22 protein-coding genes are annotated in these 26,934 nt (G+C 73.1%); 13 read left to right on the plus strand and 9 right to left on the minus strand.

What is annotated here, in order from left to right; translation table 11 throughout:
• Nucleotides 1–37 precede the first annotated feature (37 nt).
• The 3 genes from bagL (at nt 38) to bagJ (ending at nt 3,448) form a co-directional block, all read left to right on the plus strand.
• Complete coding sequence (gene bagL, locus GPA10_RS18375) at nt 38–493, plus strand: MarR family transcriptional regulator BagL/FevM (protein WP_058850248.1); 456 nt, start codon at nt 38–40, stop codon at nt 491–493.
• A gap of 154 nt (nt 494–647) precedes the next feature.
• Nucleotides 648–2,015 (plus strand): bagremycin/ferroverdin biosynthesis FAD-dependent oxygenase BagK/FevA1, encoded by a 1,368-nt coding sequence (bagK, locus tag GPA10_RS18380; protein ID WP_157166437.1) that lies wholly within the window; start codon nt 648–650, stop codon nt 2,013–2,015.
• A gap of 53 nt (nt 2,016–2,068) precedes the next feature.
• Nucleotides 2,069–3,448 carry a bagremycin/ferroverdin transporter BagJ/FevB gene (gene bagJ, locus GPA10_RS18385; RefSeq protein ID WP_241845301.1) on the plus strand — a complete coding sequence of 460 codons (1,380 nt, stop codon included), beginning with the start codon at nt 2,069–2,071 and terminating at the stop codon, nt 3,446–3,448.
• Between the two features lie 205 nt (nt 3,449–3,653).
• Here the strand turns inward: bagJ and GPA10_RS18390 are convergent, their stop codons facing one another.
• Nucleotides 3,654–4,859, minus strand: a complete 1,206-nt coding sequence (locus GPA10_RS18390; RefSeq protein WP_157166438.1) for an RICIN domain-containing protein — start codon at nt 4,857–4,859, stop codon at nt 3,654–3,656.
• A 116-nt stretch (nt 4,860–4,975) separates the two neighbouring features.
• Complete coding sequence (locus tag GPA10_RS18395) at nt 4,976–5,218, minus strand: hypothetical protein (protein WP_157166439.1); 243 nt, start codon at nt 5,216–5,218, stop codon at nt 4,976–4,978.
• A gap of 111 nt (nt 5,219–5,329) precedes the next feature.
• Between GPA10_RS18395 and GPA10_RS18400 the strand changes: the two genes are divergently transcribed.
• Both GPA10_RS18400 and GPA10_RS18405 read left to right on the plus strand, forming a co-directional pair.
• On the plus strand, nt 5,330–6,157 hold the full coding sequence (locus GPA10_RS18400; protein ID WP_343041057.1) for a helix-turn-helix domain-containing protein: 828 nt from the start codon (nt 5,330–5,332) through the stop codon (nt 6,155–6,157).
• Nucleotides 6,141–6,428: a DUF397 domain-containing protein gene (locus GPA10_RS18405; RefSeq protein WP_157166441.1), complete on the plus strand. Its 288-nt coding sequence runs from the start codon at nt 6,141–6,143 to the stop codon at nt 6,426–6,428. Before GPA10_RS18400 ends, GPA10_RS18405 begins: the two co-directional genes overlap by 17 nt.
• Nucleotides 6,429–6,438: 10 nt before the next feature.
• Here GPA10_RS18405 and GPA10_RS43720 read toward each other — a convergent pair whose 3' ends face one another.
• Nucleotides 6,439–7,143, minus strand: a complete 705-nt coding sequence (locus GPA10_RS43720; protein WP_343041058.1) for a DUF4232 domain-containing protein — start codon at nt 7,141–7,143, stop codon at nt 6,439–6,441.
• A 243-nt stretch (nt 7,144–7,386) separates the two neighbouring features.
• Between GPA10_RS43720 and GPA10_RS43725 the strand changes: the two genes are divergently transcribed.
• On the plus strand, nt 7,387–8,841 hold the full coding sequence (locus tag GPA10_RS43725; RefSeq protein WP_343041059.1) for a prenyltransferase/squalene oxidase repeat-containing protein: 1,455 nt from the start codon (nt 7,387–7,389) through the stop codon (nt 8,839–8,841).
• A gap of 8 nt (nt 8,842–8,849) precedes the next feature.
• On the opposite strand, the gene GPA10_RS18425 is transcribed toward GPA10_RS43725, so the two are convergent.
• Nucleotides 8,850–9,371 (minus strand): NUDIX domain-containing protein, encoded by a 522-nt coding sequence (locus GPA10_RS18425; RefSeq protein ID WP_157166445.1) that lies wholly within the window; start codon nt 9,369–9,371, stop codon nt 8,850–8,852.
• A 212-nt stretch (nt 9,372–9,583) separates the two neighbouring features.
• Between GPA10_RS18425 and amcB the strand changes: the two genes are divergently transcribed.
• From amcB to GPA10_RS18440, 3 genes are read left to right on the plus strand one after another with little or no spacing between them, the layout of a single operon-like run.
• The gene (gene amcB, locus GPA10_RS18430) at nt 9,584–10,738 is read left to right on the plus strand and encodes a cyclophane-forming radical SAM peptide maturase AmcB (protein WP_157166446.1); all 1,155 of its coding nucleotides are present in this window, start codon (nt 9,584–9,586) and stop codon (nt 10,736–10,738) included.
• Complete coding sequence (gene amcA, locus GPA10_RS18435) at nt 10,735–11,022, plus strand: multiple cyclophane-containing RiPP AmcA (RefSeq protein WP_157166447.1); 288 nt, start codon at nt 10,735–10,737, stop codon at nt 11,020–11,022. The genes amcB and amcA overlap by 4 nt, the downstream gene beginning before the upstream one ends.
• A complete protein-coding gene (locus tag GPA10_RS18440) occupies nt 11,022–11,708 on the plus strand; it encodes a pentapeptide repeat-containing protein (protein WP_157166448.1) in 687 nt (228 codons plus the stop codon). Before amcA ends, GPA10_RS18440 begins: the two co-directional genes overlap by 1 nt.
• 38 nt (nt 11,709–11,746) lie before the next feature.
• Here GPA10_RS18440 and GPA10_RS18445 read toward each other — a convergent pair whose 3' ends face one another.
• From GPA10_RS18445 to GPA10_RS18460, 4 genes are all read right to left on the minus strand, one after another.
• On the minus strand, nt 11,747–12,391 hold the full coding sequence (locus tag GPA10_RS18445; RefSeq protein ID WP_343041061.1) for a LuxR C-terminal-related transcriptional regulator: 645 nt from the start codon (nt 12,389–12,391) through the stop codon (nt 11,747–11,749).
• Nucleotides 12,355–13,665 carry a sensor histidine kinase gene (locus GPA10_RS18450; protein ID WP_157166449.1) on the minus strand — a complete coding sequence of 437 codons (1,311 nt, stop codon included), beginning with the start codon at nt 13,663–13,665 and terminating at the stop codon, nt 12,355–12,357. The genes GPA10_RS18445 and GPA10_RS18450 overlap by 37 nt, the downstream gene beginning before the upstream one ends.
• Nucleotides 13,666–14,195: 530 nt before the next feature.
• On the minus strand, nt 14,196–15,011 hold the full coding sequence (locus GPA10_RS18455) for an alpha/beta fold hydrolase (RefSeq protein WP_157166450.1): 816 nt from the start codon (nt 15,009–15,011) through the stop codon (nt 14,196–14,198).
• A 66-nt stretch (nt 15,012–15,077) separates the two neighbouring features.
• A complete protein-coding gene (locus GPA10_RS18460) occupies nt 15,078–15,989 on the minus strand; it encodes an alpha/beta fold hydrolase (RefSeq protein WP_157166451.1) in 912 nt (303 codons plus the stop codon).
• A gap of 166 nt (nt 15,990–16,155) precedes the next feature.
• On the opposite strand from GPA10_RS18460, the gene GPA10_RS41720 reads away from it, so the two are divergent.
• Both GPA10_RS41720 and GPA10_RS18470 read left to right on the plus strand, forming a co-directional pair.
• Nucleotides 16,156–20,196 carry a BTAD domain-containing putative transcriptional regulator gene (locus GPA10_RS41720; RefSeq protein ID WP_198351634.1) on the plus strand — a complete coding sequence of 1,347 codons (4,041 nt, stop codon included), beginning with the start codon at nt 16,156–16,158 and terminating at the stop codon, nt 20,194–20,196.
• A gap of 116 nt (nt 20,197–20,312) precedes the next feature.
• Nucleotides 20,313–20,669: a hypothetical protein gene (locus GPA10_RS18470; RefSeq protein WP_058850356.1), complete on the plus strand. Its 357-nt coding sequence runs from the start codon at nt 20,313–20,315 to the stop codon at nt 20,667–20,669.
• A 19-nt stretch (nt 20,670–20,688) separates the two neighbouring features.
• Here GPA10_RS18470 and GPA10_RS18475 read toward each other — a convergent pair whose 3' ends face one another.
• The gene (locus tag GPA10_RS18475) at nt 20,689–23,508 is read right to left on the minus strand and encodes an AfsR/SARP family transcriptional regulator (RefSeq protein ID WP_343041062.1); all 2,820 of its coding nucleotides are present in this window, start codon (nt 23,506–23,508) and stop codon (nt 20,689–20,691) included.
• A 138-nt stretch (nt 23,509–23,646) separates the two neighbouring features.
• Between GPA10_RS18475 and GPA10_RS18480 the strand changes: the two genes are divergently transcribed.
• Entirely contained in the window at nt 23,647–24,459 is an 813-nt protein-coding gene (locus GPA10_RS18480; protein WP_157166452.1) for a response regulator transcription factor, read from the plus strand.
• A gap of 199 nt (nt 24,460–24,658) precedes the next feature.
• Nucleotides 24,659–26,776: a sensor histidine kinase gene (locus tag GPA10_RS18485; protein WP_198351635.1), complete on the plus strand. Its 2,118-nt coding sequence runs from the start codon at nt 24,659–24,661 to the stop codon at nt 26,774–26,776.
• Nucleotides 26,777–26,934 lie beyond the last annotated feature (158 nt).

The following is a 26,934-nucleotide window of genomic DNA, read 5'->3' on the forward strand; positions in this document are numbered from 1 at the left end:
GTGTACGGAATATCCTTGTACTGAATACACTGCCATCATGACGAGCACAAGCCCCCGCCGCCGGCCGCATCTGGACGAGGCGCTGCCGCATCAGCTCCGCCGGGCCGCCCAGGCGTGGACGGTCATGTGGCAACAGCGCATTCCGGACCTGACCAATCCGCAGTTCGCCGTGCTGCTCGTCCTGGACGACCACGGCAGCCTCGACCAGTCCGCGCTCGGCGCCCTGACCGCGATCGACCGGTCCACGCTCACCCCGCTCCTGGACCGCCTCGAAGCCCTCGGCCTGGTGACCAAGGAGATCGACCCGGCCAACCGCAGGCGCCGCATCGTCACGCTCACCGAGCCGGGCCGCGAGCGCCTCGCGACGGCGGGCAAGGAGGCCCGCGCGCTGTTCGACCAGGTGCAGGCACTGCTCGGAGAACGCCAGTTGGGAGAGCTGATCGGCATGCTGCGAGCGGTGGGCGACATGTCGGGGCGGCCCGGCGCGCCCTGAGTCCCCGCGCCCTCGTCCGGCAGCCCCGGAACCCCCGCCCCCCCCCGCAAAGAGGGGGTATCCCGACTCCCCTCAAAGGGGGGATAGGTCCGGGCGGCGCCCGCTGGGAGTGTGATCAGCGACCCGAGTTGGGGTGGGCTTGGAGGGCTGACACATGTTCGAATCCGCAGTGGCGCGACGCCTCGTGGAACGCGTCACCGGACCGGTACTCGGACCGGACGACGACGGGTACGCGGCCGAGGTCGCGGGGTTCAACCGGATCGTGGAGCACAGTCCCGCGATCGCTGTAGGCGTGCGGGACGCGCTGGAGGTACGGGAAGTCATCGACTTCGCTGCCGAGGCCGTCGTACCGGTGGCGGTGCAGGGGACCGGACACGGTCCGTCGACCGCTGCCGAAGGCACCGGACTGCTTCTCAACACCCGCCGGATGACCGACGTGTCGATCGACCCCGGCGCCCGGATCGCCCGCGCCGGGGCCGGAGCGCAGTGGCGGCACGTCATCGAGGCGGCCGCCGCCCACGGCCTCGCGCCGCTCAACGGCTCGTCGCCGCTCGTGGGCGTGGTCGGCTACACGCTCGGTGGCGGCCTCGCGCTGATGTCACGCAAGTACGGCTTCGCCGCCGACCACGTCACCGCGATCGAAGTGGTCACCGCCGACGCCCGGTTGCGCATCGCCACCGCCGAGCAGAACGAGGACCTGTTCTGGGCGCTGCGCGGCGGCAAGGGCAACTTCGGCGTGGTCACCGCGATCGAGTTCGGCCTCGTGCCCGTCACGCAGATCTACGGCGGCGGCCTCTTCTTCCCCGGCGAGGCTGCCGCGGACGTGCTGCACGGCTGGCGCTCGTGGGTCGAGACGGTGCCCGACGAGATGTCCTCCTCGCTGGCGCTGATGCGGATGCCGGACATGGACCCGATCCCGGAGTTCCTGCGCGGCAAGCTCGTGGCGCACGTACGCGTCCTGCACCTGGGCCCCGCCGACGAGGGGGAGCGCCTGGTCAAACCGTTGCGGGAGGTCGCCGACGCGATGGTGGACACGCTCGCGGAGATGCCGTACACGCGCTGCGCGGAGATCCACAACGACCCGACGTTCCCGATCCCGTACCACGAGCGCTCGGTGATGCTGCGCGAGCTCGGCGACGACGCGGCGGCCGAACTGCTCGCCCTCGCCGGGCCCGAGAGCGGCTGCGTGGACCTCGCGGTGGAGCTGCGGCACATGGGCGGCGCCCTGACGCGACCGCCCGCCGTGCCCAACGCCGTCGACCACAGGGACGCCGCGTTCTGCCTGTCCACGCTCGCCCTGCCGGGACCCGGCGCGCGCCCCGCGCAGGTCGTGGAGGGCATGGCGGCCTGGACCACGGGCCGCCGCTACCTCAACTTCTGCGCGGGCGCGGAGATGGGCGCCCTCGCCGAAGAGGGCTACGGAGCCGACACCTACGCACGACTGCGCGACATCAAGACCCAGTACGACCCGGACAACCTCTTCCGGTTCAACCACAACATCCCGCCCCGCACGGACGCCTGACGCCCGGTGGAGCCGACAACCAGAGGACCACGTGGACCCGGAGGGTCCAGAGGATGGGGAGAACGACAGTGTCGATGACGACGGACGACGCGGTGCGGGCGCAGCCGCAGACCACACCGGGTGCGGGGCTGATCGGGCTCCGCCTTGGCGCCCTGTTCGGCCCTGTGATCTTCGGTGTCACCGCCGCGGGTGTGGCGCTGCCCGATGTCGCCATGGCGATGGAGGTCCGGCCGGCCGTCGCCGCCTGGGTCCTCACCTCCCACGCCCTCGCGCTCGGCGTGGGCACCGCGCTCTTCGGCCGGCTCTCGGAGAAATGGGGGGTGCGCAACACGGTCCTTGTCGGTTCGGCGCTCCTCGCCGTGGGCGCGGTCCTGATCCTGGTCGCGTCCGAGTTCGGGCTCCTGATCGCGGGCCGGTTCGTGCAGGCCGCGGGTTCCGGCGCCATCACGTCCAGCGCCCTCACCCTCGCCGCCGCGACCGCCCCCGCGATCCGGCCCAAGATCCTCGCGATCTTCGGCGCGACCATGGCGCTGTTCTCGTCCAGCGCCACGCTGATGGGCGGCATGGTCACCGACTGGTGGCACTGGCGGGTCACCCTGGTCCTGCCCGCGCTCTCCCTGGCCGTCGTGCCCTTCTGCCTGAAGCTCGCGGCCACCCGGCCCGGCTTCGGCAAGGCCGTCGACCTGGTCGGCGGCACCCTCCTCGGTACCGGCGCGACCTCGCTCCTGCTGCTGATCCAGGCCTCCACGCTCGACCTCTCGACCCCGCTCGTCATCACCCTCGCGGTGCTGCTCGCGGTGTCGGTGGTGGGCCTGTTCTGGCACATCAACCGGCGGCCCGACGGCTTCGTGCCGAAGCCCCTGGCCACCGACCGCACGTTCCTGATCGCCGCCGTGGTGGGTCTCGGCGGGTACGCGGGTCTGTTCGCGGCGATGTACGCGGTGCCGCAGATCCTGGCCATGCAGTACGGCTGGGGCGTCTTCAAGATCGGTGCCTGGCTGCTGCCCGGCGCGGTCGTCGGCGCCGTGTGCTCCCGCCTCGCCAGCAAGCTGACGCTGACCAAGGGCGGCAGCTTCCTGCTCTCGGGTGTCGCCCTCAGCTCCGCGGTGTTCCTCGCGATCGTCGGCATGGTCGAGGGCGGCATCGTCGTCATGCTGATCGGTACGTCGATGGGCATGGCCACGTTCGCCGTCACGCAGGTCGTCGCCACCGCGGTGCTCTCCAGCCGCCTTGAGCCGCTTCAGCGCGGCGGGGCCATGGGCGTCCTGAACCTGCTGTTCTTCGTCGGCGGCGGCATCGGCTCCGCGGCCGCCGGAACGCTCTCCGAGCACATGCAGATCACCAGCGCCCTCGCCTGGCTCGCGATCCTGCCGCTCGTCGGCGCCCTGTTCGCCCTCCTGCTGCCGCCCGCGCGGCCCCAGCAGGAGGCCTGACCCGGCTCGGCCGGCTCTCCACCCCCGGCGAGGCCGGCCGGCCGTCCAGTGGTGGGGTGTGGCCCGGGTCGTGTGCCCGGGCCATGCCCCACCCGTACCCCGTACCCCGTAGACGCGTCTGCCCCAGGCCCTGCAGACGCGTCTGCGGCCTTTTTGTGGCTGGTCGCGCAGTTCCCCGCGCCCCTTGCGGGGCGCATACGTGCGGCTACATCCACACCCCGCCCAGGAACGGATACGCGTCCGTCAGCTTGGTGGCGCCCTGGATGAGCTTGCCGGGGCTCACGATCACGAACTCCTCGCCCTTGACGAGGAAGAAGTGCATCTCGTCGTCGAAGGGGGCGGACGTGACCGTGTCCAGGCCGGTCAGGAAGTCGACGGGAGCGTGCTCCAGGCGGAACTCGCCGACGAGGTTGCCGCGCGGGTCGAGCAGCTTGGCGCCCTCGTCGTAGAACAGGGCGATCTTCTCGCCCTTGGTGTCGGCCGTGGTCGCCGCCCTGATCGGGCGGAACTCCCCCTCGTCCGTGGCAAGCGACAGCGAACTCCGGCTCGCCGAGCGCTCCGAGAACTCCACGAGCCCGTCGTGGATCACGGCCGCGTGCGTGTTGCTGCTCCCCTTGCGCGCGTTCAGGACGTCCTCCTTGCGGGAGAAGCCCGTCGGCAGCTGCGGGAACTGCTCACTGATCTTCTTCGGGCCCGACTCGATACCGAGGCGCGGCGAGAAGCGGATGAACTCGTCCCCGCGGAAGCCGTCGAACCGCAGGTAGGGCGCCCTCGGGTCCGGCACCGTCTTCGCCATCGTCTCGAAGACCCCGCCGCCCGCGTCCAGGATGCCCTTGAGCGCCGACGTGATCACGTGCCCCGGCGCCGACAGGGCCCCCGGCGACACGATCCTCGCCGTCAGCGCGTCGAACGCCTTCGACTCGCCCCGATCCTGCACCCTCTCCAGGGCCCACACCTGCGTGCCCCGGTCGTCCTCCTCCTTCGGCTCCGCCTGCTCCAGCTCCGCGTTCGCCTCCAGGCGCTCACCGCGCACCCCGAGGTGCTTCCCGCTGTTCACGTTCACCCACACGAACCGGTCCTCACCGACGTGCTCGGGCCGCCACAACTGCGTGAGCAGCAGGTCCTCCCGCGACTCCGGCGGGCACTGCTGCACCGCCGCGCCCGCCCTGCCCCTGTTCACCATGATGTCCATGCGCAGGGTGGAGTGGACGTTCTGGAGCGTCCACGCACCCTCCCTCGCGCTGTGCGGCTTCACATGCCAGAACTGCCGGTGCCGTTCCGCCCCCTCCGCCTGCAGTTCGGCAAGGACGACCTTCGCCCCCTGTTTCGCCCCTCCTCCCGGCTGCACCCCCGCGTACAGTCCACTCGCCTCGCTCTTGATGAGGTAGATGCCCTCAGACAGTGCCGCCACGGTCGACCTCCCGGAACGTCGGGTCGCGCACGCACCCGCGGTGCGTCGCGGCACAGCCTAGGAGCGGGTGCCGTGATCCCGATACGGCCCTGTTTCAGCCGTTATTGCCCCCTCAACTACGGGATCATCCAGTCACTGCCGTAGCGCGCCGCCTTCCGGCACAGCCACGTGTACATCTCGTGCTCCTCGACCGGTGTCGCCGGACGCAGGTCGTCAGCCTTGATCGTCGCCACGAAGTGGGTGAACCTGACCCGCCGGAAGTCGCCGTCCACGTACAGGACCTTGCCGGGCCCGTAGATGTCCGTATGCGCGTGCGCCACGTACGCGCCCTGCGCATGGTGCTGGATGGGGTCGTCCATCGTGCTGCCTCTCGCTCTGTGTGCCGTTCCGGTCACACAGTGCGGTCGGCGTCGCTACGCTCGCCAGTAGGCGCGGGGTGACAAGTGTTGTCGCACGTGAGGAGCTTGCCGGTGGCCATTGAGGACAACCCCGAGTCCCGTCTGCGGTACGGGGAGGAGCTCCGCGCGCGGCGCGAGGGCGCGGGGCTCACCCAGGAGGAGTTGAGTGTGCGGGCGATCATGTCTCGTACGCACATCGCCCATATCGAGGCGGGACGACGGCGACCTGCGGTCGAGGATGCGCGGCGTCTGGATGATGTTCTGGAGGCGGGGGGTGTGTTGGTCCGATTCCTTCCGTCCGTGGGTGAGGGGCGCGTAGCTGAGCGTTTCGCGGAGGCCATGGAGTTGGAGAAGCGGGCGACGATGCTTCGTACGTACGCTCCAAAGCTGGTCCCTGGCCTCCTTCAGACGAAGGCTTACGCCCACGGGATCTTGAGCACCTGGTTTCCCCCGAAGTCAGCCGATGAGCGGGACGCTCTGCGCGACACTCGGCTGGCGCGAGCCAAGATCTTCGACGACTTCGAGTCGCCCGTGGCGTGGTATCTGCTGGACGAGGCCGTGCTCCGCAGGCCAGTTGGAGGGCCCGCAGTGATGTGCGAGCAGTTGCGTCACATCGCGAACCTGGGGGACAGCGGGCGTATCCGGGTGCACGTGCTGCCGTTCGCGGTGGGCCCGCACAACCTCCTGGAAGGTTTCGTCACGCTGATGTGGTTCAGTGACCTGCCTCCAGTCGCGTACGTGGAGGGGCTGAACACGGGCATGGTGTTGGAGAACCCGAGCGTGGTGCGTAATTGCCAAGTCTCCTACGAGCACGCGTTGGGCGACGCGTTGTCGCACAATGAGTCCCTTGCGCTGCTCAGGTCGGTGGCGGACGATTACGAGCATGGTGAGCAATCGTGAGCGACGAATCAGCTTCCCGGATGCGTCGGTACTGGGCGCGTGGCGCAAGTCGACGTACAGCGGTGGTGACGGCGCCGACTGCCTCGAAGTCCACGATGCCTGGCACAAGTCACCGTACAGCGGAGGCGAAAGCGGGGACTGCGTCGAAGTCGGCTCCGCCCACAGCCAGGTGGCCTTCGTCCCCGTACGGGACAGCAAGAACCCCCACGGCCCCGCCGTCCTGGTCGGCGCCCCCGCCTGGCAGGCCTTCGTGACCCACCTGGCCGGGTAGCAGCTGCGCCCTACTTGGTGGTGTGCGTGGGGTACACCTCGACGTCGGTGTAGGCACCCTTGATGGCCCCCGCGCCCGCGGGCCAGTCGAGGGTCACGCTGTGGGTCTCGTTCGGGGGCGTCACGATGAGGTTCGTGGGGGACGCGAGGCTCTCGCCGGAGTCGTCGATGGTGTAGGCCAGGTTGAAGACGGCGGCGTCACCCGGCTTCAGGGTGGTGACGCGGGGCTGGGCGGGGCCGCGCTGGATAGGGCTGGAGGTGTTGTCGGCGTCCTTGATGTCGACGCCCGCGAAGCCCGTCGCCGAGCAGGTGGTCGAACCCCGGTTGACCATGGTGACGTCGATACGGCCGGCTTCCTGGTCCGGGGCGGCGTCGACGGCGTCGATGGCAAGGTCGGCCGTCTTGCAGAAGGTGACCTTGTTGCCGGTTGCCGCTGTCCCGGCGGGGGTGTCGCTGCCGGAGCCGGACGTGGAGCTGCCGGTGTCCGAGGGGCCGGTGCCCGAGCCGCCCTGCGGCTTCGAGCCGCTGTCGGAGGAGTCCGAGGAGTCCGAGGAGTCCGAAGAACCCGACGAGGAGGATGACGAGGACGAGGAGGACGACGAGCCCTTGGAGGACGACTTCTTCCCAGAGCCGTCGCCGTCGCCGCCGCAAGCGGTGAGAGAGAGGGTGGCGGCGAGGCTGAGGGCGGCGAAAGCGGAGACGCGGGTGTACTTCACGGTGATACCCCCAAGGAGTGACGCGGTGCGTGCTGTCGGAGATATTTGTATCCCGCACTGAGTTACAGGCCGTCTCCCGCGACGTCTTCGTTCGGTCACAGACACGTTCGACGCCGTACCCGGCTGTCCGAGGGGCTCCGGCTTGATGCGTCCACCTGTCCGGTCGGGCCGGAACACGCGTCGCCCGTCGCCGAGTTGGGTACGGTCCGACCGGCGGACCGGGTCCGGCTGCGGAGGCGAATCGTGAAGAGTACGCAGGCGGGGTTCGCGGCGTTCGAGGGCAGAGCGGGTCAGGCCGCCTGGACCTTGCTGCGCAACCAGGGGCACGACGGCGGGTGGGGCCTCACCCTGACCTCCGTTTCTTCGATCGTGAACACCAGCGAGGTCCTGCACGTGCTGCGGGCAGCCGGCATCGCAGGCCAGCCGGTGCGCCGGGGTCTCGACTTCCTCACCGGCGCCATCCCGGAGCACTCGCGGCCCCGACCCAAAGGCGGTCGTGGTGAGCACACCAGGTTCATCGCTTTCGGGCTGTCCGGGCTGCTGTCCCACCCTCGCTTCCTTCATCACAGCGGTGTCGCAGAGGCTGCGGCCTGGTGTGTCGGCTGGCTGGAGGACCATCAGGTCGACCATGGCTGGCCCGAGGTCCTCGGGCTGGACGACACCTCACTGCACCAGACCGCCCTGGTGGTGCACCGGCTCGCCGAGCTGCGAGGTGTTCTCCACGACCTGGGCCCCGGTCTCCGCCTGCCAGGCGGGGTGGGGACCACTGATCTGCTGGAGCGCGTCGGACCGCTGATCGACCATGGAGCACGCGGCTTGCTCTACCACCGGCGCCGCAGCGGTGCCTGGGGATGGCGCACCTATGTCGACACGGACCCGAGCCCGAGCAAGACCGCGCTGTGCCTGCTCGCGCTGTCGGCCGTCCGCGCCGGAACGGGGCCTGACGGCGGGCCCGCGTACCGGGACGACCCCCAGGAGACGGGCGGAGTGCACGGATCGGCGCAGCACAAGCGGCTGTCCGACGTCGTCGCCGAGGCCGGGCAGTGGCTTCTTCACAACCACCACCGGTGGGAGACGTTCGTCGAGGACGACAAGGACGTCCAGGGCACAGCCTGGGAACACATGGCGTACGCGCTCTGCGCCCAGGCCGCCGTCCGGGCCGGTGCGGGTCCGCGTGATCCCCGGCTCGCCACAGCATGGAAGCTGATGAACGGCTTGTGGGACACGGAGGCCGGCTTGTGGAACGAGCCGGGTGCCTCGGGCAAGCGGGCCACCATCCGGGCTGCGTACTACACGGTCTCAGCCTACGAGGAGGCGGTGCAGCGTCTGGCCCGGATGAGCCTCGCCGACAGCGCCTGTGCCGACGCGGGTGAGGCTTCGGCCGAGACGGTCATCACGCGCATCGCATTCGGGCGTGGCCGGACCGTCCTCGTCGACGCACGCGACAGCGAGGGAAGCGTGGCGTGTGAGTTGTCGGACCGCTTGTTCGACGTGGTGAAGGCTGTGCACGGTGCGCCCGAAGGCAGGCTGACGACCGAGCGGATCGCCGCGGCGCTCTTCGTCGCTCCCTCGTCGGTGCCCAAGTACGTCCAGCGCATCAACCAGGCCGTCTCCGCTGCCTTTGGCGGCGCCCCGGCCCGGCTGCTGGTCGCCTGCACGGTGGACGGGGTTGGCGGGTACCGCCTGGCGGGACGGTAGGCCGCCGCCTACGATGCGGCCCGCTCCCCGGCCACCGGATAGTTCGACAGGGCGAACCGGGCCAGAGAACGGACCTGGTCGAACGTCTTGAGGGTGTCGAGGTCCTCCGGACCGAACCAAGCGGCTCCGTGCACCTCTTCAAGCTGTGCCCGCACGGACTGCTCCCGGGCACCCGGTTGCCGCTGGACGTAGAAGAACTGCACCAGCGCCGGGGTGGCGAAACCCTCCCGCTCGATGTCGACGTAGAACGGCACCGGCTCGGGCGTGGCATTGGCGTCGGCGGGGTGGATCTCCGGCTGGCTCGAGACGGCCTCCACCAGCAGGCCGGTCTCCTCCTTGAACTCACGCACCGCCGTGGCGGCGAAGGACTCGCCCGGCTCGATATGGCCACCCGGCGGTACCCACCTGTCGAAGCGGTTGTGGTGCACGAGCAGCACCCTGCCGCGCTCTACGAGGTAGCCGGAGCAGATGAGGACGAAGCCGGTGTCCCGGGACGTCCGGCCGTCTTGGATCAGAATCGAGCGAGGCACGCTCGCCACGATAGCCCACCGCACCACGCCCGAACTGTGATGCGAATATCGCGACTTGGGGATGTCATCGTGTCGCCGATGACATGTCATCGCTCATGACAAGGCGATGTCATCGGGTGCACGTCACGGAGGGGCGGAGGGTGGTCGCATCCTGGTCCGCAGCTCTCCCGCTCGCAGCCGGGATGTCTCTGTCCGCTGAGGAGAGGACTCCGATGCGCTCTCACCCGTCCCCGTGGCGTACCCGGTACCGGCAGCGCTTCGCGGCACCGCAGACCGTGGTGGTCCAGCCCACGACGTGGTGCAACCTGGACTGCCGATACTGCTATCTGCCGTTGCGCAAGCTGAAGCACCAGATGCCGGTGGAGGTGGCCGAGACCCTGGCTCAGGCGCTGGCCCGGCTCGACGGCAGCGGCGGCGATGCGATCGGCCTCGTCTGGCACGGCGGGGAACCGCTCGCTGTCGGCCCGCAGAAGTTCGAGTGCCTGCTCGCGCCCTTCGAGGGCCTGCGCCGCACGGGCCGGGTCCACCACTACGTACAGACCAACGCGACGCTCCTCACCGGGAGGTGGTGCGAGCTCCTGACTGCGTACGGCGTCCGCGTCGGAGTGAGCATCGACGGACCTGCGGCCTTGAACGCGGAGCGCGTCGACCTCCGCGGCAAGCCCGCCTTCGACCGGATCATGCGTGGCATCGCACACCTGTGTGAGCACGGCGTCCCCTTCTCCGTCATCTCGGTGGTCGGCACCCTGGGCATCACGATGCCCGAGGAGCTGCTGGACTTCCTGTCCTCCCTGGGATGCCATTCGGTGGGCTTCAACATCGAGGAGATCGAAGGGGTCAACACCGGCAGACAGCCGCCCACCGCGGTCCAGGCCGAGGAGTTCTGGCGCCGCACTCTCACCTGGTCCCGCGAACATCCCGACGCGCCGGCGGTTCGGGAGGTGGTACGCCTCGCCGAGTACCTCCACCTGATCCGTTCCGGCCGCAGAGCCGAGTGGGAACGACGGCGCCTCGACCCCATCCCCACGGTCTCCTGGAAGGGCGACGTGGTCCTGCTCTCTCCCGAACTGGCGGACGCGAAGGCACCCGAGCACGCCGACTTCGTCGCCGGGAACATCCTCGAACAGTCCCTGGCCGAGATCCTCCGTGAGGCACACCGTCTGGGCTACGTACGCGACTTCCTCACCGGCCTGGACCGCTGCCAGGCCGGTTGTCAGTTCTTCGACTTCTGCCGCGGAGCCCAGGCCGCGAACCGCTATTTCGAGAACGGCAGCCTTCGGTCCACCGAGACCAACTACTGCCGGGTCTCCCGGCAGGCCCTGGTCAAGGCCCTTTCCGCGCTCGCAACGAAGGAGTCAGCCGCATGACCGCCCTGGACCGCCTCGCCACATCCGACACCCCCGTCGTGATGGAGTTGATGGCCACGTACGACGCCCCGGTCCCGATGCTCGTTGGAACGCTGTGGGACAACCAGCCCACATGGGACAACTGGGCGAAGACCCCAGCCCCCTTCGACAACCGTCCGACCTGGGACAACTGGAACAAGAAGGAGCCGCCCGGTGCTGTCGGCAACCCACCGGACGCCGACAGCACCCGGCGTCCGAGTCACCGTGCGCCCGGCGCCCGGGGCACCGCGCTGAAAGGCTGTTGATGGACACCCGCACGATCCGCCGTACGAGCGTCACCCTCCCCGCCCTGAACGCGTCGGGCTTCCACCTCTCCCACGTCACCTCGCTCGACGGTGGCCGGGGGCGGCTGGCGGAGTTCCAGTACGGCGACGCCGATCTGCGGGACCTCGATCTGGTCGACGCCCACCTCCTCGACGGGCGGATCACCGGTCTGAAGGCCCGGCGCACTCGCCTGGAGAAGCTTCGCGTCGACTCCGTGGAGTTCATCGGGTGCGATCTGCCCTCGCTGTGGTGGAGCGACAGCAAGATCTCACGGGCCGCTTTCCGCGATTGCCGGTTCATGGGCGCCACCCTCGAAGACATCACGCTCGACAACGTGCTGTTCGAGGACTGCAAGTTCGACTACAGCAGCCTCGCCCGGGTCCGGGCCACCGGTCCCGTGATCTTCTCCGGATGCTCGCTCCGCGAGACCACCTTCATCGCCGCCGACCTGGGAGCCGTCCTCATCGACGACTGCGATCTGCGGTTGACCGAGTTCGAGGGCGGGCAGTGCCGCGGCCTGGACCTGCGAGGCAACGACCTCTCCGGGCTCCGCGGCCTCGCCTCGCTCAAGCAGGTCGTCATCGGCCGGTCGCAGACGCTCCAGCTGGCCGAGGCCCTGACTGCCGAGCTGGACGTCACCTTCGGTGAGGACCGCGACGGGGAGTAGCCCTCCGTCCCCCTCCACGGCTCGACGCCGTACCCGGACTACCTGTCCAGGTAGGCCAGAACAGCCAGCACCCGCCGGTTCGCCGACTCCGAAGGGGGCAGCCCCAGCTTCATGAAGATGTTGCCGACGTGCTTGGCCACCGCCTTCTCGGTGATGAACAAGGACTCCGCTGTGCCCGCGTTGGACAAGCCCTGGGCCAGGCATTCGAGTACTTCGCGCTCGCGCGGGGTCAGGGAGGCGAGGGGCTCGTCGCGGGACTTGCCGGTGACGAGTTTGGACACCACCTCGGGGTCCATTGCCGTGCCGCCGGCCGCCACGCGCTCGATCGTCGCGATGAACTCCGCGCCGTCGGACACGCGTTCCTTCAGGACGTAGCCGATGCCTTCGGACCCTGTGGCCAGCAACTCGTGGGCGTACAGCGGTTCCACGTACTGGGACAGCAGGAGTACCGGGAGTCCGGGCACCCGCGTGCGGGCGAAGACCGCGGCGCGCAGGCCCTCGTCGCTGAACGTGGGCGGGAGACGGACGTCCACCACGGCGACGTCGGGGCGCAGGGACAGGAGCGCTTCGAGGAGGAGAGGGCCGGTGTCGACGGCCGCCAGGACCTCGTGGCCGAAGGCTTCGAGGAGGCGGGTGACCCCGTCCCTCAGGAGGAAGTGGTCTTCGGCGAGGACAACACGCACGGCAGCTCCAGGGTCATCAGGGTCGGACCGCCCGGCGGGCTGTTCACGGCGAGGACGCCGTCGAAGTGGGCGAGGCGCCGCTCGACACCGCGCAGACCGGTACCGGTACCGGCGCGGACGTCCGCGCCGCCCTGCCCGTCGTCGGTGACCGACACCCGCAGCGAGCCCCTCTCGTACCGCAGGTCGATCCAGCAGCGCTCGGCCCCGGAGTGCTTCGCCGCGTTGGTGAGGAGTTCGGAGACGGCGAAGTACACGGCGGACTCGACGGGCGGTTCGGGGCGGGCCGGGAGGTCGACGACGACCTCGGTGCGCAGCGGGCTGATCATCGCCAGGGAGCGTACGGCATCGGCGAGACCGCGGTCCGCGAGGATCGGCGGGTGGATGCCCTTCACCAGGTCGCGCAGCTCCTTGAGGGCGGCGGTGGAGGACTGCCGGGCCTCGACGAGCAGGTCGCGGACCGCCTCGGGGTCGGTCGCGAGCAGATGCTCGGCGGCGTTCAGGGTCATGCCCATCGCCACCAGGCGGGCCTGCGCGCCGTCGTGCAGGTCGCGCTCGATGCGGCGGATCTCCGACATCTGGGTGTCCACGGCGTCCGAGCGGGTCGTCCTGAGGTGCTCTACGCGGGCCGCGAGGAGCTCGGACTCGCTCGGGGCGAGGACGAGCCGGAGGTAGCGGGCGTGCAGGCGCAGGGTACGCCGGGGCGCCCAGAAGACAGCGAGAAGCAGGCACAGTACGCCCAGCGCACCTGCCAGGAACGCCGTGTCCGGGTCGCCGACCGGGACGAACAGGAACCAGACGCTGTCCCACTCACGAGGCAGCTCCGTACCGATCGACGCGGTCCACAGGCCCCACACGCCGGTCAGGCCCAGCAGCACAGGACCGGCGGCGATCGCGCCGCCCGCGAACCAGTCGATGTGCACCCAGCGCCAGTCGCGGTGCACCTGGTTGCCCTTGTCGAGGAGCTGGGACCGCAGGGCCTTGCCCCGGGCCCTGCCGGTCGCGGGCAGCTCCGCGTACACGGCGGGGACCTCGACGCCCGACCACCGGGCGGCCAGCTCGCGCTGCCGGTCGGCCAGGGCCCGCACCCTGCGCTCCGTACCCGGAAGCAGCTTCACGCCGAGCGGGCCGCGCAGCACGGAGGACACCATGACGCACCACAGCGACACGAAGAACGCGCGGTGGGCGAGACCCCACAGGGTCAGGGTGCGCCGGAAAGCGGTCGGGCCGCTCACGGGCGGCGGGGCGGCCCCCTCGGCCTGTCGTGTGGTGTTCATGCCGTCATTATCGAAAGCCGCACGTCGCGAAGGCAGTGGTGAAAACTCCCCTCTTCGCGGCGCCTCCGGCTGCCCACCGCGGCCCCGCACTACGGGAATTGGCGCAGCAACGCTGGTGCCGCGTCTCGTCTTCCGCCGCGCACCACCGCGCTTTAGCCTCGAAAGGAGAGCGCAAGTCCGCGCGGCGGCCGAGGCAGCGGCCGTGCGCCGGCGGACGCTCTCGGTCCCCAGCCCCCGGACGCGCACACAACACCGAGCTCCCGGGCCGCCCGATTCGGCCCGCGAGCGGGGCGGAGCCGCAGCACCCGCGCAGCTCCGGCCCGTGCCCAGCGGTTTGTCCAGCCGGGGCCGTCTCCCGCACGCCCCGACGCCGCACGGGCAGGTACGCGCCGGCATGCGGGTGCACCACGCGGCGCCGGCGCCGTCCCACGGCCACCGCCGGTACCAGCCGCCCCACGCCCCGGCGGTGGCCGCCACACCAGGCCCCTTGGGTGGCCGCCACGCCAGGCCCCTCGGGTGGCCCCGCGCCCTCAGCCGAGCCGGGCCAGCCAGTCGCGCACCGCCGCGTTGAACTCCTCGGGCCGCTCCAGGTTCGGCAGATGCCCCGCCCGCTCGACGACGCACAGCCGCGAGTCCGGGAGCGCCTCGTGCAGTGCCCGCACCCCCGCCACCGGCGTGTACACGTCGTCCCTGCCCACGACCACCAGGACCGGCACGGCCACCTCCGCCAACCCCGCCTCGTAGTCCGGGCGTTCGGCCCGCGCCCGCAGAGCCGCCGCCGCGCCGTCGGGCGACGACGCCAGCATCATCCGCTGCACCTTGACGGCGGCCTCCTCGTTGTACGGCGCCACCATCTTGTACAGGACCTCCTCGGTGTACCCCCGCATGCCCTCGGCCAGGAGCCGGTCCGCGAGTTCGTTGCGGGTCACCTTGCCCTCGGGCGTCTCGGCCTGCGGCGACGTGTCGGCGAGCAGCAGCCCCGCTATCCGGTCCGGGAAGCGCGCGTACGTGTCGAGAGCGATCTGGCCGCCCATGGAGACGCCGCCGAGCGCGCACCGCTCCACGCCCAGGTGGTCGAGGAGCGCCATCAGGTCCCTGGCGAAGTCCCCGAAGTCGGTCACGGGCGGCGCGTCCCGGGGGGCCGACGCCCCGTATCCCCGCAGGTCGAACGTGATCACGCGGCGTTCGGCGGCGAACGCCGCCACCTGTGCGTCCCAGGAGGACCTGTTGAAGGGGTGGCCGTGCACGAGAACGAGGGGGACCAGGGGGCCGGGGGTGCTCGTCTCCGGTCCCGCGTGGTCGTCGTAGGCGAGCTGGACTCCGTTGCTGAGCTGCGTAGTCGGCATGGGCCCCAGGTTAGGCGGGCTACCGGACCGGCTCTGGCCCGGCTCCCGGCCCGGCTCTCAGTCGGGCTACTGGCCCGGCTCCCGGGCGAGGAGTTCCCGCAGGGCCGCCGTGACCTCCTTCGGCGCCTCCTCCGCCATGAAGTGGCCGCACGACACCGTGCGGTGCGCGAGGTCAGGCGCCCACCTGCGCCACAGCTCCGCCGCGTCGAAGCCGAGCGCCGCGCCCCAGTCCTGCTGGAGGACCGCGACCGGCATCCGCAGGGCGTTGCCCGCGCGCCGGTCCGCCGTGTCGTGCTCGACGTCCGCGAACGCCGACGCGCGGTAGTCGGCCACGATGGACGGCACCGCCTCGCGGCACGCCCGCAGATACGCGGCCCGCACCTCGGCCGGGACCGCGTCCGGGGCGGCGGCCCACAGGTCGAGGAAGTGGCCGAAGAACGCGTCCGGGTCCGCGGAGATCATCCGCTCCGGCAGGCCCGGCGGCTGCGCCATCAGATACAGGTGGAAGCCGACCGCCGCGGTGGTGCCCCGCATGACGTCCCACATGTCCAGGGTCGGCAGGACGTCGAGTGACAGCAGGTGTGTCACGGTGTCCGGGTGGTCGAGGCCCGCGCGGATCGCGACGAGCGCGCCCCGGTCGTGCCCCGCGAGCGCGAACCGCTCGTGCCCGAGGGCCCGCGCGAGCGCCACCACGTCCGCGGCCATCGTCCGCTTGGCGTACGTGAGCCCGTCCGCCGCCTCCGCGGGCTTGTCGCTCGCCCCGTAACCCCGCAGGTCCGGGCAGATCACATGGTGGTCGGCGGCGAGGTCCGCGGCCACGTGCCGCCACATGAGGTGCGTCTGCGGGAAGCCGTGCAGGAGCACCACGGGGGTGGCCGCCGGGTCGCCGCCGACGGCCACGTTCAGATGGACACCGCCGTCGGCCACGGGCACACGGCGGTAGGAGAAGCCTTCGATACGGGGTTCGCGCTGAGTCATGACACCAAGCGTGTGGGGGGTGGATCAGTAACGGATCAGTGGACGGGTGCGGAGGTACGTTGAAGGGGTGCCGGAGGTGAATGAGGTCCCGCGGGGCGCCGGCCCCGGGCCAGGTCGCGACCCCGGGCCAGGTCCCGTCCCCGGGTCAGGTCCCGTCCTCGGGCCCGTGACGTTCGAGGTGCTCGGGGCGCTCGTCGCGCGTCGCGGTGCCGAGGGGCCGCCCCTGGACCTGAAGGGCCCGCGGCACCGGGCCGTCCTCGCCCGGCTCCTGCTCGCCCGCCGCCGCACCGTCCCGGTGGCCCGGCTCGTCGACGACTTCTGGGCCGATCCGCCGCCCACCGCCGTCGGCGCGATCCGCACCTTCGTCGGCGACCTCCGCAAGGCCCTCGAACCCGACCGCCCCCGGCGCGCCCCCGCCCGGCTCCTGGTGACGTCCGGGCCCGGCTACGCGCTGCTCGCGGGGGACGCGGAGGTGGACGCGTGGCGGTTCGAGGGGGCGGTGGGGGAGGCGGGGCGGCTGCTCGGGGCGGCTTCCGGTGGGGCGGGGGCCGGGTTCGGCGCTCGTGCGGGTGCGGGTGCGGGTGCCGGTGTCGGGCTGGGTGCCGGTGCCGGTGCCGGTGTCGGGCTGGGTGCGGGTGCGGGTGCGGGTGCGGGTGCCGGTCCCGGTGTCGGTGCCGGGCGCGGTGCCGGTGCCGCCGACACCGCGCTCGCCCTGCTCGACGGCGCGCTCGCCCTGTGGCGGGGGCCCGCCTACGCCGAGTGGGCGGACCACGACTGGGCCCGCGCGGAGGCCGCCCGCCTGGACGGGCTGCGGCTGCTGGCCGTGGAGCGCCGCGCCACCGCGGCCCTCGCCCTCGGCCGCCCCGCCGAGGCCGCCCTCGACCTGGAACCGCACGTCGAACGGCACCCGTCGCGGGAGGACGCGTGGGGGCTGCTCGCCATCGCCCTGCACCGCGCGGGGCGGCGGGGCGACGCCCTCGCCGTACTGCGCCGGGCCCGCGAACGGCTGGCCCGGGAGCTGGGGATGGAGCCGGGGGGCGGGTTGCGGCGGGCGGAGGAGGAGATCCTGACGTCGGGGGACGCGGTCGCCCCCGGTTCCGTGCCCGGGTTCGCGCCCGGTTCCGCACTCGGCCTCGCGCCGGTTCCCGGGTCCCCGCCCGCCCCGGCAACGCGCGGCAACCCGGCATCGGGCGGTACCCCAGCAACGGGCGCCCCGGCGCAGTCGCTGCCGCGTGAGGACGTCGCCCCGGGGCCGGGGCGCGAACTGGTCGGCCGGGAGCGGGAGTCGGAGGCCCTGGCCGCCGCCGCGCGTGCCGCCGTGCGGGACCGGCGGTTCACCCTCGCGCTGGTCGCCGGGGAAGCAGGGGCGGGCAAGACGGCCCTCGTGCGGGAGCTCGCGGTGCGGCTCGGCGCCGAGGGGTGGACGACGGCGTGGGCGCGGGTGCCGGAGCAGGGCGGGGTGCCTGCCGGATGGCCTTGGGGTGAGGTGCTGGGGGACCTCGGCCTCGCGGAAGGACTGGCGGGGGACTCGGGCCGCACTGGCGCGGGCGCCGCCGGAAGCGGAAGCGGAAGCGGGAACGGTAACGGTAACGGGAGCGAGAACGGGAGCAGGAGCAGGAGCAGGAGCAGGAGCAGGAGCAGGAGCGAGAACGGGACTGGGAGTGGGAGTGGGGACGGCGGCCGGTTCCGGTGGTACCGGTCGGTGGGCGACGAGATCGTGCGGGTCGCCGACCGCGGCCGGCCCCTGCTCCTCGTACTCGACGATCTGCACTGGGCCGACACCGGGACCCGGGAACTGCTCGCCGCCCTCGCGGACGCGCCGGTCGAGCGTGCCGTGCTCGTCGCCGTGACCTACCGTGACACCGAAGAGCGCCCCGGCGTACGGGAGTTCCTCGGCCGTGTCGCCCGCGCCGAACCCGCGCGCGTACGGGTCGGACCGCTGTCCGAGGACGCGGTGGGCGACCTCGTGCGGTCCCTCACCGGGCACGACGTCGGGCATGACGTCGGGCCCGCCGCCCTGCGCACCGTGCACCGCCGCAGCGGCGGCAACCCCTTCTTCGTACGCGAGATCGCCCGCCTGTACGCCACCGAGGGGCCCACCGCGCTCGACCGGGTGCCCGACGGCGTACGGGACATCGTCCGGCGGCGGGCCGGAGCGCTGCCGCCACCGGCCCGCGCCGTGCTGGGGCAGGCCGCGGTGCTCGGCGCCGAGGTCGACCTGGAGGTCCTGTCCCGGCTCGTCGGGGACGAGGACGCCGTCCTCGACGCGGTCGACGCGGGGGTGGCGGCCGGGTTCCTCGTGGGTGCGGACGCCGGTGCGGGCACGGGTGCCGACCGGGTCGAGTTCGCGCACGCGCTCGTACGGGAAGCGCTGTACGGGGACCTGTCCGGTCCCCGCCGCGCCCGCCTGCACACCAGGGCCGGGGAGGTCATCGAACGGTTGCGGCCCGACGCCGTCGAAGCGGTCGCGCACCACTATGTCGCCGCGGGCACCCGTGAAGTCGCCGCCCGCGCGGCCGACTTCGCCGTGCGGGCGGCACGGCGCGCCGAGGCCGCGTTCGCCCCGCACCGGGCAGCTGGGCTCTGGCGTGCGGCCCTCGACGCGTACGACCGCGTGGGTCCGCGGGGGCGGGTGCCCGGCGGCGCCCCGGAGTGGCTGCCCGATGGCGCCCCGGAGTGGCTGCCCGGGGGTGACGGGGAGTGGTTGCCCGGGGGTGACGGGGAGTGGTTGCCCGGCGGTGACCGGGAGCAAGTACCCGGCGGCGGACGCGAGCGGCTCGGGATCGTCATGGGGCTCGTCCGTACGCTCGCCGTCACCGGCGGCCTCGCCGAGGCCCGCCGGTACCGGACCGACGCGCTCGTCGCCGCCGAGGCCACCGGCGACCCCGAGCTGACCGCGCGCGTCATCGGCGCCTTCGACGTACCCGGCATCTGGGCCCGCAACGACGACGAGGCCCTCTCCCGCCGCATCGTCGCCGCCGCCCTGCGCACCCTCGACGCCCTCCCGGACGACGGGTCCCGCGCCCGCCGCGCCACGCGCTGCCGACTGCTCAGCACCGTGGCCATGGAGACCCGGGGCACCCGCACCGGCATCGGCGCGGACGCGGCACGGGAGGCGGAGACGCTCGCACGGGCGTTGGGGGACGCCGGGCTCGGCGGGTTCGCCGGGCTCGGCGGGGTCGCCGGACCCAGCGGGGACATCGGGCGTGGCGGGGACGCCGGACTAGGCGGGGTCGCCGGACCCAGCGGGGACGCCGGACTAGGCGGGGTCGCCGGACCCAGCGGGGTCGCCGGACTCGCCGGGGACGCCGGACCCAGCGGGGTCGCCGGACTCGCCGGGGACGCCGGGCCCGGCAGCGGTGACGGAGAGGGCGGCGACCCGGACCGGGGCGAGGACGCCGCGCTGCTCGCCTTCGCCCTCAACGGGCGCTTCCTGCACACCTTCCACCGCGCCGGGCTCGCCCCCGAACGCGCCCTCATCGGCGCGGAGCTGACCTCCCTCGCCGCCCGCCACGGCCTCGTCGCCTTCGAGGTGCTGGGCCACCTGATGCTGCTCCAGGCGCACGCCGCCCTCGCGGACTTCGACAGCGCCGACAAGGCCGCCGCCACCGCCGACCGGCTCGCCGAACTGCACGGGCTGCCCCTGGTGGGCGTGTTCACGGACTGGTACGCGGCGCTGCGTGCCGCCGTGGCCGGGCGGACCGCGGAGGCGGAGGCCGCGTGCCGGGCCGCGGCACAGCGGATGCGGGGCTCGGGCATGACCGGCATGACCGGCATCGGTGCCGAGGGCGGGCTCCTGGAACTGGCCCTGCTGTGCCTGCGGGTGCAGAGCGGGGACGCGGCGGACGAAGGCGGCGGTGGCGCGCGGGCGGGCAGCGGGCCCCTGCCCGGGGACCAGTTGCTGGAGGCCCGGTTGTGCCTGCGCGCACGCGCGGCCCTGCGGTCCGGAGCCGACGCTCCGCGCGACTCGGAGTCCCTGGCGGTATTGGACGGCCTCTACCGCGAACTGCTGCCCGCGTGCGGCGAGTTGGGCGGCGCGGGGAGCGGGGCGCTCACCTTGGAGCCGGTGGCCCGGTACGCGGCCCGGCTCGCGGAAGCCCTCGGCCGCCCCACCGCCGCGGCCACGCACCACCGCCAGGCCGACGCCCTCGCCGACCGGGCCCGCGCGCCCCACTGGCGGGACCCGGATGCGAGGATGCGCCGGTGACCGCAGCGACGAGAGTGACGAGTACAGACACGAGCACAGGCCCGGGTACGGACACGAGTACGGGCCCGAGTACGGGCACGAATACGCAGGCATACGTCCGGTTCGAGTCCCCCGAACTGCACGAACGCGGGCTCCGCCCCGGTGTGTTCTTCCTGGTGAACCGGCTCGCCCGCGAAGGCAGACTCACCCCGGAGCAGGAGCGCTTCCGGCGTGCCAACAACGACTGGTACGACGCCGCGTACACCACGCCCTCGCACGTGGACCCCACCGTCTACGACCCCGAGGTGAACCCGGGCGCCGTGGCCTGGTTCAAGTCCACCGCCACGCACCTCATCGAGCGCGTACCCGGCTACCTCGACATCCTCGCCGCCCACGGCGTCCCGTGCCACGCCGTGCACTCCGCCGACCCGGGCCGCGTCGTCTACGAGGACGACGTGCAGATCGTCGTCGTACCGCACGCGCGCAAGCCGTAGGGCACGCGGCGCGCCCCGCTCACGCCCCGGGCGCCCCCGTGCCGTCCCCCGTCGCGAGCCGCTCCAGGGCCGCCGCGTGCCGGGCCCGGAACCCGTCGCCCGCCGTGACCCGCAGCAGCGCCTCCAGGGCCTGCACCGCGCCCTCGTCGAAGCCCGTCGCCTCCGCGGCGCGCGCGGCCTCGTCGAGGCGGCGGATGCCCTCGGGTTCGTCGCCGAGGCCGAGCAGCGCCTCGCCGGTCGCCATGACGAGGAGGACACGGGACGCGCTCGGGGTGTCCGGCGGTTCGGCGGAGGCAAGGGCGAGGGCGGCGGTCGCCGTGTCCAGGGCCGAACGCCAGTCCCGCGCGGTGAGGCGGTGCCGTGCCAGGTGGTGCAGGGCGAGGCGTTCGGTGTGCGCGTCCCCCGCCGACCGGGCAAGCTCCGCGGCCCGTACGCAGCCGTGCACCGCCTCGTCCGTGTCGCCCGCGGCGGCCTGCGCGAGCGACAGGTTGACCAGGGCGGTCGCCTCCCCGCTCGGGTCGCCCGCCCGCGCCGCGAGCGGCGGCGCCGCCTCTAGGCACGCGAGGGCCTCCGCCGTGCGGCCCTCCTCGTTGAGGACCCAGCCGAGGAGGGCGAGCACCCGCGACTCGGCGTACGGGTCACCGGCGGTCCGCGCCGCCCGCAGCGCCGTCTGGAGCAGCGGCGTCCAGCCGTCCCTGGCCCGCCACACGACCAGCGGCCACAGGGCGAGGACGATCCGCCACGCACGGTCGGGCAGACCGGCGGCGGCCGCCGCCTCCGCCGCGAGCGCGAGGTTCTCCCGTTCGGCAGCGAACCAGTCCATGGCGGCGGCCCGGTCGCCGAACTCCCGTACCGTGTGCGGCGCCCGGAAGCCGTCGGGGAGCGCGAAGCACGCCTCGTCGCCCGGCTCGGCCGCCCGAGCCGCCGCGAGGGCGGTGGCCACGCACTGGTCCAGGACGCGGGGCAGCGCCTCCGGATCGGCGTCCAGGCTGCGGGCGTAGAGCCGCACCAGGTCGTGCGGCGTCCAGCGGTCCGCCGCGCACCGCGTCAGGAGGTGCGCGGCCCGCATCCGCTCCAGGGCGCTCTCGGCGGTGTCCGGGTCGGTGCCTGCCAGGGCCGCGGCGAAGTACTGGTCCACATGGGTGCCGGGGTGGCGGCCGAGCTGCGCGAAGTGGTGCGCGACGGCCGGGGGCAGATGCCGCAGCGTCAGCCTGAGGGCCGCCCTGACCCCGGTGTCCTCCACGTCCAGGAGCGCCAACCGGCGTGACTCGTCGGACAGTTCGGCGGCCATCGCGGCCAGCGTGACCTGGGGGCGGTCCGCGAGCCGGGCCGCGACCACCCGCAGCGCGAGCGGGAGTCCGCCGCACAGCTCCGCGAGGCGCCGCGCGGCCACCGGCTCGGCGTGCACCCGCTCCGTGCCGAGCACCCCGGAGAGCAGGGCCGTGCCGTCGTCCGGTCCGAGGACGTCCACGGGCAGCGGCCGGGCCGCGTCGCTGGCGATCAGACCGCGCAGCCGGTACCGGCTTGTGACGACGGTGACGCAGCGGGCCCCGCCCGGCAGCAGCGGCCTGACCTGCTCGGACTCCCGTACGTTGTCCAGGACGACCAGGAGCTGCCGGTCGGCGGCCAGGGAGCGGAAGAGGGCGGCCGCGCCGTTCGCCGTCTCGGGTATGCGGCGCGGCGCGACACCGAGGGCGAGCAGGAACTCGCGGAGCACGTCCAGGAGCGAGGGCTCGCCGGTGTCGGCGAAGCCGCGCAGATCGGCGTACAGGCGGCCGTCGGGGAAGGCCGCGCGGTTGCGGTGCGCCCACTGCACGACGAACGCCGTCTTGCCCACGCCCGCCGGCCCGGTCACCAGACACACCGGCGCCTCGCCCGCCGCCGCCCGCGACAGCTCCGTGAACTCGCCCGCCCGGCCGTGGAAGCCGCGGGGGGCGCGGGGGAGGAGGTCCGTGCCGGGGTACGTGGTGCCGAGGTACGTGGTGCCGGAGTGGGTGGTGCCGGAGTGGGTGGTGCCGGCGTGCGCGGGGTGGGCCTCCGCGCGGGGGGCCGGGACCGGTGCGGCCGGGTGCGGTGCGGCCGGGTGCGGGGGGTCGTCGGTCTCCCCGCGGAGCGCGAGCACGTACGCGTCCGCGAGTTCCGGGCCCGGGTCGAGGCCCAGTTCGTCGGCGAGGAGGCGGCGGGTGCGGTGGAACCAGTCGAGGGCCTCCGAGCGCCGGCCCGCCCGCCGCAGCGCCGTCACCAGAGCCGCCGACAGGGACTCGCGCAGGGGGTGCGCGGTGGCCTCCGCGCGCAGCAGCGCCGCCGCGCGCGCGTGCTCGCCCAGCTCCCCGTACCCGGCGGCCAGGCGCTCCACGGACGCGAGCCTGGTCTCCTCCAGGGCCTGCGCCGCCGCCTGGAGGACGGGGCTCGGGTGCGCCCCGGTCAGGGCGGGCCCCTGCCACAGCGCGAGGGCCTCCTCGTACATCGCCACCGCGTCGGCGCTCGCACGCTGCCCGCGGGCCAGGGCCACCAGTTCCTCGAAGCGGTGCGCGTCCAGGAGCGACTCCGGCATCCGCAGCAGATAGGCGGGGCCCTGGGTGACCAGCTCGACGCCGTACATCGCCGCGTCCGCCGCGACCAGCAGGGTGCGCAGGCGCGACACATGCCCCTGGATGACGCCGCGGGCGCGCGGCGGCGGCTCGTCGTCCCACAGGGCTTCGGTCAGCCGCTGCACGGGCACGGGATGGTTGGGGCGAAGGAGCAGAGCGGCGAGGAGGCTACGGCGCTTCGCGGGACCGAGAGCCAGATCACCGGCCTCGGTGGCCACGGACACCGCTCCGAGCAGCCGGAACTCCACTGGCGCGCGACCTCCCCGTACGAAAGATCCCAGAATAACCGGCGGCGGGCGTCCCGGTTGCGGGGCCAGTTGTGTGATTCCTGTCAGGGCCTCTCCGCGGCGGCTGTGGACGACGGAGGTCCACTTATGCTCGGGCGCATGTGCGCTTTTGTCCTGGTCGCGGAGGACGACGAGAAACAGGCCGAGCTCATCCGCCGCTACCTGGAGCGCGAGGGGCACACGGTCGGCGTCGTCCACGACGGCCGCGCCGCCCTGGAGCAGGTGCGGCGGCACGAGCCCGACCTGCTGATCCTCGACGTGATGATGCCGGAGGTCGACGGCCTCGGCGTGACCCGGGTGCTGCGCGCCGCCCCCCGGCCCGGAGAGTTCCCCCCTGCGTCCGGCGCGGCCCCCGGGCGCCCGCCGGGACCGAGCACACTCCCCATCCTGATGCTCACCGCCCGCTCCACCGAGGACGATCTGCTGCTCGGGCTCGACCTGGGCGCCGACGACTACCTCACCAAGCCCTACAGCCCCCGCGAACTCATGGCCCGCGTACGTACGCTGCTGCGGCGGGCCGGCGGCGGCGTCCACCAGCCGCAGCAGCCGCCGCCGGACCCGGACGCCCGGGTGCTGCGGGCCGGGGGGCTCGTCGTGGACGAGCGGCGGCACGAGGTGACGGTGGACGGGCGCCGGGTCGAGTGCACCCCCGGCGAGTTCGAGCTCCTCGCGACGATGGCCGCGGAGCCGGAGCGTGTGTTCACGCGGCCGCAGCTCCTCGACCGCATCCACGGCTCCTCCGGGTACATATCCGCGCGCACCGTCGACGTGCACGTCCTGAACCTGCGCAAGAAGATCGAGGCCAATCCGCGCACGCCGCGGCGGCTCGTGACGGTCTTCGGGGTGGGGTACAAGCTGGTGGCGCCGCCCGAGCCAGAGCTCGCGGAGGAGGCGGGGCGGCGTGGGGCGTGAGGGGCGTACTCGTGGCGGCGGGGACGGTGCGGGGGCGTCGCGTGGTCGCGTACCCGGTAGTCGCGTACCGGGTGGTCGCGAACCCGGTAGTCGCGTACCAAGTGGTCGCGAACCCGGTGGTCGCGAACCCGGCAGTCGCGTACCCGTCCGGAAGAGTCTCCTGACCCGGCTGCTCGTCGTCTCCGTCCTCGTCTCCGTCATGTCGATCGCCGCCACCGCCTGGCTCGCGGCGCAGACCACGTCGGGGGCGATCCGGCAGGAGCAGGGGCAGGTGCTCGCCGACGACGCCCGCATCTACGACAAGCTCCTCGACCTCGCCGCGACCCGCCCCAGTTGGCGCGGCGCCGACCGGACGGTGCGGGATCTCGCCGCCGAGACCGGCCGCCGGATCGCCCTCACCACCCAGGACCGCAAGGTCATCGCCGACTCAGCGGGGCGGGCGCCGAAGAGCGGGGCCCGCCTGCCGGCACGCGCGTCCGCCGTCGTCGACCCGCTCGCCGTCGACTCGACGCTCGCGGCGGCGAGTTCGCGTACGGCGCGATCCGGCTCCGGCGGCTCCGGCGGCTCCGGTGCGGGCGACTACGCGAGGGAGGGCGGGCTCGGCACCGGCACGGGCAGCGACGCCGTCGACCGCATCGACCCGCGCGCCGTCGGCCCCTTCCGGCTGACCGCCTCCGAACGCAAGGAGCTGCGGCAGATCGCGGACAAGTCCGTCGGCTGTCTGCGCGAACGCGGTGTCGACGCGAAGGTCGCCGTGGGCCCGAACGGCCGCCCCTACGTCACATCGCCCGACGACTCCGAGGTCACCGTCACCGAGTACGGCTGCGACCCCGGGCTCGTGAGCGGCTACACCCCCACCGAACGCAAGGCCCTCGACAAGATCAACACGCTCGCCGAGGCCTGTCTGCGCCGCAAGGGCGGCGACAAGCCCGTGAAGCTCGGCCTCAGCATCAGCCGCGACGGCACGCCCCGGCTGTACCAGTCCCTCGTCACGCCCACGCCGATGCCCGCACGGGACGAGGGCGCCGGCGGGGCGACGCCCCAGGAGCCGCCCGCGCCCACCACGACACCCGAGGAGGCCGTCGCCGGCGGGGCGGCTGAGGACCCGGCGGCGGAGGACCGGGCGGCGCTGGACGCGGCGGCGAAGAAGGAGGCGGCGGAGCGGGAGGCGGCCGCGAGGGGCGGAGCGGCGAAGGTCCCCGAGGGCGACCCGCGGCTCCTCGACGAAGGGGCCCGGCGCGCGGAGGCCGTGCGCAGGCAGGAACAGGCCGAGGCCGCCCAGGCGCTCGCCGCCAACTGCGTGGACAGCGCCCGCCGCGAGCAGCTCGGCCCGTACGTGTCCTCGCCCGCGCTCCTGTTCATCACCAGCCCCGACGGCTCCCGCCCCTCCGAGAGCGGATTCCGGCTCTCCGGTGCCAACACCACGCGCCTGGTGGGGCTCGCCGCGGCGGTCCTCGCCGTCACCGTCGCCGCCACCGCGCTCGCGGCGACCCGGCTGACCCGGCCGCTGCGGGCGCTGACCATGGCGACGCAGCGGATGAAGACCGGTGAGGCGACGGAGCCGGTGCCCGCGCGCTCGGCCGGTGAGATCAGCCAGCTCGCCGCCGCCTTCAACGACATGGCCGCGCACCGCAAGGCGCTGGAGGAGCAGCGCAAGGCGATGGTCAGCGACGTCGCGCACGAGCTGCGGACGCCGCTGTCCAACATCCGCGGGTGGCTGGAGGCCGCGGAGGACGGGGTCGTCGCCACCGACCCCGAACTCGTCACCTCGCTCCTGGAGGAGGCCCTGCTCCTCCAGCACATCGTCAACGACCTCCAGGACCTCGCGGCGGCCGACGCCGGGACGCTGCGGCTGCACCGGGAGCCCGTGTGCGCCGTCGACCTCGCCGAACAGGTCGTCGCCGCCCACCAGGCGCGCGCCGACGCCGCCGGGGTACGGCTCACCGCCGCCGCGGAGGGCGACCCGTGGCTGACGGCGGACCCCCTGCGGCTGCGCCAGGCCATCGGCAACCTCGTCTCCAACGCCATCCGGCACACCCCCCAGGGCGGCAGCGTGACCGTCCTGTGCCGACCGGTGGACGGATCGTCCGTGGTCATCGAGGTCACCGACACCGGCACCGGCATCTCCGCCGAGGACCTTCCCCATGTCTTCGACCGCTTCTGGCGCGCCGACAAGTCCCGCACCCGCGCCACCGGAGGCAGCGGCCTGGGCCTCGCCATAGTCCGCAACCTCACCCAGGCCCACGGCGGCACGGTCCAGGCAACCAGCACCTTGGGCAAGGGCACGAGCTTCACGGTGACGCTGCCGGTGACGTAGGAGCTTGTAGTTCAGCCCGTCCGGCGTTTGAGGACGAGCGCGCAGCGCGATGGGGCGGTGCGCGTCCGCCGCCGGAGGTCTGTGTTCAAGCCCGTCCGCTCCCGGGGACGGGTAGTTCAGCCCGTCCGGCGTTTGAGGACGAGCGCGGAGCGCGATGA

Source organism: Streptomyces typhae (genome assembly GCF_009755605.1).
Classification (GTDB): domain Bacteria; phylum Actinomycetota; class Actinomycetes; order Streptomycetales; family Streptomycetaceae; genus Streptomyces; species Streptomyces typhae.

What these genes read in the sequence shown, in the direction of transcription:
- GPA10_RS18455 (WP_157166450.1), bottom strand. Translation starts at nt 15,011, where the DNA reads ATGCCGACTACGCAGCTCAGCAACGGAGTCCAGCTCGCCTACGACGAC.
- bagL (WP_058850248.1), top strand. Translation starts at nt 38, where the DNA reads ATGACGAGCACAAGCCCCCGCCGCCGGCCGCATCTGGACGAGGCGCTG.
- GPA10_RS18395 (WP_157166439.1), bottom strand. Translation starts at nt 5,218, where the DNA reads ATGGACGACCCCATCCAGCACCATGCGCAGGGCGCGTACGTGGCGCAC.
- bagJ (WP_241845301.1), top strand. Translation starts at nt 2,069, where the DNA reads ATGGGGAGAACGACAGTGTCGATGACGACGGACGACGCGGTGCGGGCG.
- GPA10_RS18450 (WP_157166449.1), bottom strand. Translation starts at nt 13,665, where the DNA reads ATGAACACCACACGACAGGCCGAGGGGGCCGCCCCGCCGCCCGTGAGC.
- amcA (WP_157166447.1), top strand. Translation starts at nt 10,735, where the DNA reads ATGACCGCCCTGGACCGCCTCGCCACATCCGACACCCCCGTCGTGATG.
- amcB (WP_157166446.1), top strand. Translation starts at nt 9,584, where the DNA reads ATGCGCTCTCACCCGTCCCCGTGGCGTACCCGGTACCGGCAGCGCTTC.
- GPA10_RS18405 (WP_157166441.1), top strand. Translation starts at nt 6,141, where the DNA reads ATGGTGAGCAATCGTGAGCGACGAATCAGCTTCCCGGATGCGTCGGTA.
- bagK (WP_157166437.1), top strand. Translation starts at nt 648, where the DNA reads ATGTTCGAATCCGCAGTGGCGCGACGCCTCGTGGAACGCGTCACCGGA.
- GPA10_RS18440 (WP_157166448.1), top strand. Translation starts at nt 11,022, where the DNA reads ATGGACACCCGCACGATCCGCCGTACGAGCGTCACCCTCCCCGCCCTG.
- GPA10_RS18460 (WP_157166451.1), bottom strand. Translation starts at nt 15,989, where the DNA reads ATGACTCAGCGCGAACCCCGTATCGAAGGCTTCTCCTACCGCCGTGTG.
- GPA10_RS18485 (WP_198351635.1), top strand. Translation starts at nt 24,659, where the DNA reads ATGTCGATCGCCGCCACCGCCTGGCTCGCGGCGCAGACCACGTCGGGG.
- GPA10_RS18480 (WP_157166452.1), top strand. Translation starts at nt 23,647, where the DNA reads ATGTGCGCTTTTGTCCTGGTCGCGGAGGACGACGAGAAACAGGCCGAG.